This is a genomic window from uncultured Ralstonia sp., assembly GCA_913056305.1.
Taxonomy (GTDB): domain Bacteria; phylum Pseudomonadota; class Gammaproteobacteria; order Burkholderiales; family Burkholderiaceae; genus Ralstonia.
Genome location: CAJXMR010000211.1, coordinates 1 through 8,016, shown reverse-complemented (window position 1 = coordinate 8,016; position 8,016 = coordinate 1). Strand labels below are relative to the sequence as shown.

At 66.8% G+C, this 8,016-nt stretch carries 10 protein-coding genes; 1 reads left to right on the top strand and 9 read right to left on the bottom strand.

The window, feature by feature from the left end:
• From QZ609_RS21970 to QZ609_RS21930, 9 genes are all read right to left on the bottom strand, one after another.
• Positions 1-194, bottom strand: a 194-nt coding sequence (locus tag QZ609_RS21970) for a TetR/AcrR family transcriptional regulator (RefSeq protein ID WP_295499524.1), incomplete at its 3' end; no start/stop codon positions are given.
• Between the two features lie 103 nt (positions 195-297).
• Complete coding sequence (locus tag QZ609_RS21965; RefSeq protein WP_048932823.1) at positions 298-750, bottom strand: diacylglycerol kinase; 453 nt, start codon at positions 748-750, stop codon at positions 298-300.
• Between the two features lie 12 nt (positions 751-762).
• Entirely contained in the window at positions 763-1,806 is a 1,044-nt protein-coding gene (locus QZ609_RS21960; protein ID WP_295499526.1) for a glycosyltransferase family 1 protein, read from the bottom strand.
• Between the two features lie 92 nt (positions 1,807-1,898).
• Positions 1,899-2,858 carry a UDP-2,3-diacylglucosamine diphosphatase gene (locus tag QZ609_RS21955; protein ID WP_295499522.1) on the bottom strand — a complete coding sequence of 320 codons (960 nt, stop codon included), beginning with the start codon at positions 2,856-2,858 and terminating at the stop codon, positions 1,899-1,901.
• 235 nt (positions 2,859-3,093) lie between these two features.
• Positions 3,094-4,113, bottom strand: coding sequence for an alpha/beta fold hydrolase (locus QZ609_RS21950; protein ID WP_295499520.1), 1,020 nt, complete (start codon positions 4,111-4,113; stop codon positions 3,094-3,096).
• A gap of 27 nt (positions 4,114-4,140) precedes the next feature.
• Entirely contained in the window at positions 4,141-4,680 is a 540-nt protein-coding gene (locus tag QZ609_RS21945) for an RDD family protein (RefSeq protein ID WP_295499519.1), read from the bottom strand.
• Between the two features lie 95 nt (positions 4,681-4,775).
• Complete coding sequence (locus tag QZ609_RS21940; protein WP_295499517.1) at positions 4,776-5,609, bottom strand: DUF3106 domain-containing protein; 834 nt, start codon at positions 5,607-5,609, stop codon at positions 4,776-4,778.
• Between the two features lie 10 nt (positions 5,610-5,619).
• The gene (locus QZ609_RS21935) at positions 5,620-6,057 is read right to left on the bottom strand and encodes a DUF3619 family protein (protein ID WP_295499516.1); all 438 of its coding nucleotides are present in this window, start codon (positions 6,055-6,057) and stop codon (positions 5,620-5,622) included.
• The gene (locus tag QZ609_RS21930; RefSeq protein WP_295499515.1) at positions 6,054-6,620 is read right to left on the bottom strand and encodes an RNA polymerase sigma factor; all 567 of its coding nucleotides are present in this window, start codon (positions 6,618-6,620) and stop codon (positions 6,054-6,056) included. Before QZ609_RS21930 ends, QZ609_RS21935 begins: the two co-directional genes overlap by 4 nt.
• Before the next feature lie 359 nt (positions 6,621-6,979).
• Here QZ609_RS21930 and QZ609_RS21925 point away from each other — a divergent pair.
• The coding region (locus QZ609_RS21925; RefSeq protein WP_295499514.1) for a thiamine pyrophosphate-binding protein at positions 6,980-8,016 on the top strand (1,037 nt) is incomplete at its 3' end.

Below are 8,016 nucleotides of genomic sequence, written 5' to 3'. Positions count from 1 at the left end.
ACGAAGATCGAGTTGATGATGTCGTCCTTGTTGCGGAAGTGGTAGTACAGGTTGCCCGGGCTGATCTCGAGCTCTTCGGCGATCGTCGTGGTGGTGACGTTGGGCTCGCCCAGCTCGTTGAACAGGCGTAGCGACACTTCGAGGATGCGGTCGCGCGTGCGGCGTGGGCCGGTGGAATGCTGCTTGGTTTCCATTGAACTGCCAAGGCCCGTGGCCCTGTCTCCGTGGCGTTTATTGCCCGAGATTATAAGAGATCGTGATGCGGCAACGACCTCTTGCATCCTTACAAGCAGACAATCAACGCAATAGAGAGGCCACCCACGGCCAGGCAATCGCCACCCAGGTGCCCACGCATAGCAGCAGGGCCAGCATGACCGCCGCGCTGCCAAAGTCCTTGGCGCGCTTGGACAGCCCGTGCTGCTCCAGCGAGATGCGGTCCACCGCCGCCTCCACGCTGGAGTTGAGCAGCTCGACGATCAGCACCAGCACCAGCGTGCCGAGCATCAGGATCCGCTCGACCACTGTGGCGGGAATGACGAAGGCGCACGGCAGCAGGATCGCGCATAGCGTCAGCTCCTGGCGGAACGCGCTTTCCTCGTCGATGGCGAAGCGGATGCCGCTGATGGAGTTCTTGAGGGCGAACCACGCGCGCGTGATGCCGCGGTTGCCCTTGTGCGGGTTGTCAGCGGGGGAGTAGGCGCCTGCCGCGGGCGGCGGCGCCGGGCGCTCCGGCGGAGTGGTTGGCTTCATGGCACGCAAACGTTACGCGCCGCTGGCGGTCGACGGTTGTGCGGTTTCGGCGGCACCGGCCTGTGCGGCGGGCAGTGGGCGCAGGTGCGCCAGGAACTGCTCCGACGCAGCGCGCCACGAAAAGCGCTCGGCATGTGCCCGGGCGGTCGCGCGGTCGATGCGCAGCGCTTCCAGGCAGGCCTCGCGCAGGTCTTCACGCAGTGCGCCGGCCGGTGAATCGCCCAGCACGTCGATCGGGCCCGTCACCGGGTACGCGGCGACCGGCAGGCCGCTGGCGAGCGCTTCCAGCAGCACCAGACCGAACGTATCGGTGCGGCTCGGGAAGACGAACACGTCGGCCGAGGCATACACCTTGGCCAGTTCCGGCTGCTTGAGCACGCCCAGGTAGCTGGCGTTCGGATACTTCGCCTTCAGGCCGGCCAGCGCCGGACCTTCGCCCACCACCCACTTGGAGCCCGGCAGGTCCAGCTCCAGGAAGGCCTCGACGTTCTTCTCCACGGCCACGCGGCCGACGTACAGGAAGATCGGATGCGCGGTGTTGAGCACGTTGCCGCGCTTGGCGGTGAAGACGTCCAGGTCCACGCCGCGCGTCCACAGCACGCCGTTGGTGATGCCGTAGTCGGCCAGATCCTTCAGCACCACGGGCGTTGGCGCCATCACCGCCTGGGCGGGGCTATGGAACCAGTGCAGGAAGCGGTACGTCCACGCCAGCGGAATGCCGAAGCGGGCCTGCACGTACTCCGGAAAGCGCGTGTGGTAGGCCGTCGTGTAGGGCAGCTTGTGGCGCAGCGCATACGCACGCGCGGCCAGCCCCAGCGGGCCCTCGGTGGCGATGTGCAGCGCCTGCGGGGCGAACTTCTCGATGCGCTCGCGCACGCGCTTGGACGGCAGGATCGACAGGCGGATCTCCGGATACGTCGGGCACGGCACCGTCGTGAATTCGAGCGGCGTGATCATGTCGACGATGTGGCCCATGGCTTCGAGCTCACGACGCGTCTGGGTGAGGGTGCGGACGACGCCGTTGACCTGCGGTTCCCAGGCATCGGTGACGATCATGACTTTCACGGGCTCTCCTTGGGGCATGGGTGTCGTGGGGGCGACGTCGGGTTGGGCGAAGTCGATGTTGGTCGTGGTCATGTGGTCTTTCCTCAGGCGGCTGCCGCAGCGGCACGGCGTGCGCGGCGGGACGTGCGCGGCGCATCGAGCAGATGCGTCCAGTAGACGATCTGTAGCTCGCCTTCCATGGTTTCGACCAGGGCAGAGAGGCTCTCTACCCAGTCGCCGTCGTTGCAGTACAGCTGGCCGTCGATCTCGCGGATCTCGGCCTTGTGGATGTGCCCGCAGACCACGCCATCGCAGCCGCGGCGGCGCGCCTCGTCGGTCATCACGCGCTCGAACGAGTTGATGAAGTTGACCGCGTTCTTGACCTGGTGCTTGAGGTACTGCGACAGCGACCAGTACGGGAACCCCAGCCGCACGCGGATGCTGTTGAAGTGGCGGTTCATCGCCAGGATGAAGGTGTAGAGCGTGTCGCCCACATAGGCCAGCCAGCGCGCATGCTGCATCACGCCGTCGAACAGGTCGCCGTGCACGACCCACAGGCGCTTGCCGGTGGCGGTTACGTGCACCGCGTCTTCGGCCACTTCGATGTCGCCGAAGTTCAGACCGTGGAACTGGCGCGCCATCTCGTCGTGGTTGCCCGGGATGAACACCACGCGGGTGCCCTTGCGCGCGCGGCGCAGCACCTTCTGTACCACGTCGTTGTGCGCCTGTGGCCAGTACCAGCCCTTGCGCAGCTGCCAGCCGTCGACGATGTCGCCGACCAGGTACAGCGTGTCGGAGTCGTGATGCTTGAGGAAGTCGAGCAGGTAGTCCGCCTGGCAGCCCGGCGTGCCGAGGTGGATGTCCGACAGCCAGATCGTGCGGTAGCGATGGATTTTCTCGGCGGGCGGCTCGGCTTCCCGGGTGGTGTCTTCCTGGGCCATGTGCCCTGGGACCATCGTAGGCAGCGGCGCAGCGGCCGGGACTTCATGGTCGCGCACATCGCCACGGCTGGCGGGGGCGGAGCCCAGCGCACCCGCAGCGGCCAGGCCCGTGGCCATTTGCATCAGGGGTAGGGAGGCGTTCCAGTCGGAACCAGAGAGGGGGGCGGCGCGAAAGCGTTGCGCGAGGCGGCGGAAGAAACCTGGGCGAGTTGGCGAGACCATGTCGGCAACGAAGGCTACGTTGGACGGATTTCGCCATGGGCATGTGAAAAATCCATGTCGGAAACATGACCGTCACATGACGTGGTTGCCGTCGGGGTGCCGCTGATCTGCTCGAGCGCCATGCCCGGCGCGCGTTTCAGGGGGATGAGGCGGGGGCGTCCCCCTCGATGCGCGCGAGTTCGGCCAGCACCGCATCGCGCACGCGTGCGTCGCGCAGCAGCGACACATGGCCGATGCCCGCCATCGGTAGGTGGCGTGCGCCCGTGAGCCAGGAGGCGCCCGCTGGCCCGACGATGGAGTCGTGCCAGGAGAAGATCGACGTGATGCGCAGGCGTAGCTCGGGCGTTTCCGAGGCGGCCAGCTCGCGCAGCCACGGGCTCGCCCAGGCCATCTGCGTGACGTTGCGGCCGCGGCCGGTGCGCGCCATGGCGGTGCCGCGATGCGGCGTGCCCAGGGTGATGACGTGCGCCACCGGCAGCGCCTCGCGCGATTGCCGCACGAAGGCGCGCGCCGCCAGGCCGCCCATGCTGTGGCAAAGCAGGATGGGCGGACGGCCGTGCTGGCGCGTCATCTCGGCGACGGCGCTGGCGATGTCGATGGCGTAGTGGTCGATGTCACCCAGCAGTGGCATCAGGTCGATCGCTTCGGTGGGGTGGCCGGCGGCGGCCAGCGCACGCTGCATCGGCAGCCAGACGGCGCGGTTGCAGCCATAGCCATGGATCATCAGAACGGGGGCGCGGTGGTCCTCACCGGCCGCTGGCGCAAAGTTCGCGCGTGCACGAAACGGCTGCAGCACGTTGAACATCCACGCCACCGACACGCACTCGCGCAGCCAGCAGAGCACCACGCCGCCAACACCGATGCGCTGTTCTGGCGGCACCGGCATGCGGCCCCAGTCGGGATCGTCAGACACGTGTGTGCCCAGGCCGGACAGCGCGATGACGAAGGCCCAGCCGACCGAGATCAGGTAGCCGCCAACCAGCGCGCACAGCGCAACGGCGGCAGCGCCGGGCCAACCAACGGCAGTCCACCGATGCACGCCCAAAGCGACACCCAGCGTCGCGGCAAATTGAAGCGCGACGGCTACGCGGCGCACATTTGCCGCCGTGACAGAGGCCCAGGGAACAGGCGTCGCTGGCAGGTCGGCGCGGGTCATGATGGGGCCGGGTGCCAGCGAACTGGCTCAGTCGCGTACCAGCCGCGTTCCGGCCAGCCGGTCGTGCAGGAACTGGCGCTGCGGATCGAGCCACGCCAGCGCGGCCAATCCCAGCACGCAGCCGAGCGCGACGCCTGCACCTGCCCAGCGCGACAGGCCACTCACGTGGATGATGCCGACCGCCACGCCTACCCAGATCCACGCCAGCAAGTACCGCACGACGGCTTGCCGGAGCGAGATCGGTCCGCCGTCCGCACGCACCACCCGGATGCGCCAGGTCTGCATGGCCAGCGTCTGCCCGCGCTTGGTCCAGAACCAGACGAAGTAAGCCCCCAGCGCGAGGAAGCCCCAGACCTGCAGGCCGGTATCGCCGGTGCGCGCCAGCGGCGGCGCGATCGCGCGCAGGATCAGGAAAATGGCCGTGGCGCCGAACATCACGCCAAACAGTAGCAAGCCCTCGTAGAGCATCGCGGCGAGGCGTCGACGCAAGGTGGGTGCCGTAAGCGCGTCAGGCACGTCAGGTGCCACAGCGGGCGGGACGGGGGAGGCGGGAGTGGTGGTGGCCATCGAATCCGGTCGTCCGCAGGTGGGCTGCGGAGGCATCATGCGCCACCGACAACGGCGTGGCGCTTGTGTGGATTATGCCAAACGGGGCGTCCGGCTCACCCGCCGAGCACCGTGGATGGCGGTGGGTTGCCTGTATCGCCGCCCGGGTTGGATGGCGGTGCTACCGGGTGCGGTGCTGCAGGCGCGGCCGCGGGCGCACTCGCCGGCGCGGGGGCAGCAGTCGGAGCCGGCGCCGGTGCGGCAACCGGTGCCGATGCCGTGGCAGCCGCCTTGGGCGGCGCGAGCGGGCTTGGCGCCGAGCGCGTCGTGCCCGGCTTGGTGCGCGCGCCGTGGTGGACGGCCTTGGCGGCGTCCTTCGCGAGGCTCGTGGTACCCGGCAGCGCCGTCACCGCAGAGGGGTGCTTCTGTGCCTTGGCGGTCGCGGCCAGGGCCTTTTTCTGCTCATCCGGTAACTGCTGATAGCTCTGCCACGCCTCGCTTTTCTTCTGTGGGGGCAGGGCCTTGGTGGTCTGGTAATTCTCGCGTGCGCGATGGCGCTGTTCGGGGGTCAGCTTCACCCAGTCGGCCATGCGGGTCTGCAGCCGCTGCTGCTGGGCCGGCGAGTACTTCGGATACGCCTGCGCGATCTGCAGCCACTTCTTGCGCGCCAGCTCGGCCATGCCGTTCCACTCGGGGGCCAGCGGCGCCAGGATGCGCTGCTGCACGATCCCGAGTTCGGACCAGTTTGGATGGACCGCCGGCTGCGGATTCGTTGCCGGCGCGATCGGCGTCACGGGCGCGTTGGCAGCGGGCGCCGAAGCGGGAACCTGCGCGGTGACGATGCCGGCGGCCAGCCCGGTAGCGCAGGCAAGCGCGATAACGCCGATGGCGTGGCGCAGGGGCTGCTTGCCTCGCGGTGGTTGGCCCGGGGTGCGTTGGATGTCACTCATCGATCAGCCTTCACTGATCGTGCTTGAGGTACTGATGGAAGCCTTGATCGGCGTAGGCGGCCAGGGGCAGGTCGTCGAGCATCATCGCGGTATCGACCTCGGCGAGTTCGTCCACGCGCTGCTGTTGCTGCCACTGGTAGATGCCGGTCAGCCCGGCGATCAGCGCGATCGTCGGCCAGAGCAGGCCCATGCGGCGCATCAGGTTGAGCATCTTGCGCCCGGTGGATGGCTCGCCGCCCAGGTTCATCGACATCGAACCCACCCCCGGCAGCGCCAGGGCTGGCGAGACGACCGATTGCACGGCCTCGGCTTTCTTGTGCGCGAGGGCGGTCCGACGCGCAGCCGCAAGGCGGTCGCGGACGTCAGACGGCAACTGCCCGGCCGACTCGTTCAGAGCGGTGCGGACGGCATGCGCGAAGCGGCGTTCTCGGAGTTCTGCTTGGTTCATAGTCGGATCCCTCGCGCCCGCAGCGCTTGCGCCAGGGCGTGTGTCGCCCGCGAGCAGTGTGTTTTCACACTGCCCTCGGAGCAGCCCATGGCCTGGGCTGTTTCGGCAACATCCATGTCCTCCCAGTAACGCATCAGGAAGGCCTCCCGTTGACGTGCGGGCAGCTTCTCGATTTCGCGCTCCAGGATTCCCAGCATCTGGGTGCGTTCGAACTTGTCGGCGCTGCTTTCCGACGCTATGGAGCCGGCTTCACTTTCGATCAACTCAAGCGGGTCGGTGTCATCGCCTTCGGCGTCGCTGCGGAAGCTGGAGAACAGGCTGATCCACGTGTTGCGCACCTTGGTGCGGCGGAACCAGTCGTGGATCGTGTTCTGCAGTATGCGCTGGAACAGCAGGGGCAGTTCGGCCTGGGGCTTGTCGCCGTACTTCTCGGCGAGCTTGATCATGGCGTCCTGGACGATGTCGAGCGCGGCATCGTCGTCGCGGACCGCGAAGACCGCCTGCTTGAAGGCGCGTTTTTCGACGCTTAAGAGGAAGGCCGACAGTTCCTGTTCAGAGGCCATACAACGGCGGGTACGAATCCTGTGGGGCGGCCACGCGGCGAATTCACATTGTCATAATGTGATGCTAGAACCGCGTGACGGCTGCGGACGGGGCCGCGAAAAATGGTGCGATGCTAGCAAAAATGCGGGTCGGCGGACAGCCCGATTGTCTGGCGGGCCGCCCGGTGTGGCGAATCTTGGCGCCGCTGGACCAGCATGCGGCATTGCAGTATCATTGTTGGTTCACAACATCTGTGGTTGTCTCATCTGGCCGCTCAACAGGCGGACCATCCATGCAGACGCGCACCGCTCAAACCCGCGCCACAAGCCCGGTAGAGAGCATCCGAACAATTTTTTGCCGAAAATTGCAAAGGACAGACATGAATATGCCAAGCGCGGAATTTTCCCACGCCAATAGCGGTTCATCTACCGACATGATGGGGGCTGAAGTCCTCGTCCACGCCCTTGCGGCGGAGGGTGTCGAGTTCGTCTGGGGTTACCCGGGCGGCGCGGTGCTCTATATCTACGACGCTTTCTACAAGCAAAACAAGATCGAGCACATCCTGGTGCGCCACGAGCAGGCGGCAGTCCATGCGGCTGACGGCTATGCGCGTGCCACGGGCAAGGTCGGGGTCGCCCTGGTGACGTCCGGCCCGGGCGTGACCAATGCCGTGACCGGCATCGCCACCGCCTACCTGGATTCGATCCCGATGGTGATCATCACCGGCAACGTGCCGACGCACGCCATCGGCCAGGACGCCTTCCAGGAGTGCGACACCGTCGGCATCACGCGTCCGATCGTCAAGCACAACTTCCTGGTCAAGGACGTGCGCAATCTCGCTTCGACCATCAAGAAGGCGTTCTATATCGCCTCGACCGGCCGTCCCGGCCCGGTGGTGGTGGACATCCCGAAGGATGTCTCGCGCGAGATGTGCAAGTACGAGTATCCGAAGACCATCGAGATGCGCTCGTACAACCCGGTCAACAAGGGCCACTCCGGTCAGATCCGCAAGGCGGTGAGCCTGCTGCTGCAGGCCGAGCGTCCGTACCTCTACGCGGGCGGCGGCGTGGTCCTGGCCGAGGCCAGCGAAGAGCTGCGCCAACTGGCGGCCCTGACCGGCTACCCCGTCACGAACACGCTGATGGGCCTGGGTTCGTTCCCGGGCACCAGCAAGCAGTTCGTGGGCATGCTGGGCATGCACGGCACGTACGAAGCCAACATGGCGATGCAGAACTGCGACGTGCTGGTCGCCATCGGCGCGCGCTTCGATGACCGCGTGATCGGCAGCCCGGCGCACTTCGCCACGCAGCCGCGCAAGATCATCCACATCGACATCGATCCGTCCTCCATCTCCAAGCGGGTGAAGGTCGACATCCCCATCGTCGGCAACGTCAAGGACGTGCTGCAGGAGATGAT